This is a genomic window from Bathymodiolus azoricus thioautotrophic gill symbiont (assembly GCF_001298715.1).
Taxonomy (GTDB): Bacteria; Pseudomonadota; Gammaproteobacteria; order PS1; family Pseudothioglobaceae; genus Thiodubiliella.
Window position 1 is genome coordinate 1 of record NZ_CDSC02000305.1, and the last position, 978, is coordinate 978.

Below are 978 nucleotides of genomic sequence, written 5' to 3' on the forward strand. Positions count from 1 at the left end.
TTCTTTGTGTGCACCAACTTTAATTTTTTGAATTGCTAAAGTGATGATTAGAAAACTAATTGGCTTATCGTAGTGAAATAATGATTTGATAATATTGTTGTTACGAGCAAGTGCATCAATTGCTCTCTCTCTTTTTTTTAAAATTAGAGAGTTATTTTCCACAGCGTTTTCCTTTTGACTTTAATACTAATTTTATAAAGAATTTTAGTAGTTTAAGGGCTGTTATTGTTTTTACCTTTGTAATAGTGTCTGTAGGGCAACAAGGGTAACTAATTGTTGATGAAAGGTAACTAATTGTTGATGAAAGGGTAACTAATTGTTGATAAAGGGTAACTAATTGTTGATAGGGGTAACTAATTGTTGATAAAGGGTAACTAATTGTTGATAAAGGGTAACTTATTTTTTTAGATACTATTGCAATAAGGGTTTTTAAATTTCCCATCTCTATTTTTTAGTGATAAGGGTAACTAATTGTTGGTAAGGGTAACTAATTGTTGATAAGGGTAAATTATCATGAATTGGCTTAGTGGCAATGATTGTAGTAGGTGAACAAAAACCTATAATGTAATTGCAGTGTCCTTTTAAGGTTAAATTTCCGCTTACTTGTTCCATAAAATCCTCAAATTAATAAAAATTTATATGAATTAAGCAAAGATATAAATTATAATTTATAATTAAAAACTTTTTTAACTACAATTTATGAATTTGGCTTCTAGAACTGAGATCAAACTAGCGTTAAATGGATTAACAGTTCGTATATTTTTTTACTGTATTCATATAATTTAACGGGATTATACGGTAAATATGGATATTTTTGCAAGTAATTTTCAAAAAAAATTTCGTAACATTTTGCGAAACGAAGGATTAAAGTCTTCTACAAGTGAAGAAATGGGAATTACTGCTGATGCAGCATACGATTATCGTAGTGGACGCTCTGGGCCATCTGCGCAAAATCTTGTTAAAATAATAAACGCTTTC

At 29.0% G+C, this 978-nt stretch carries 1 protein-coding gene; it reads right to left on the reverse strand.

Annotated features, from left to right (window positions below):
* Positions 1-151 precede the first annotated feature (151 nt).
* Entirely contained in the window at positions 152-442 is a 291-nt protein-coding gene (locus BAZSYMA_RS10000; protein WP_195910124.1) for a hypothetical protein, read from the reverse strand.
* Positions 443-978 lie beyond the last annotated feature (536 nt).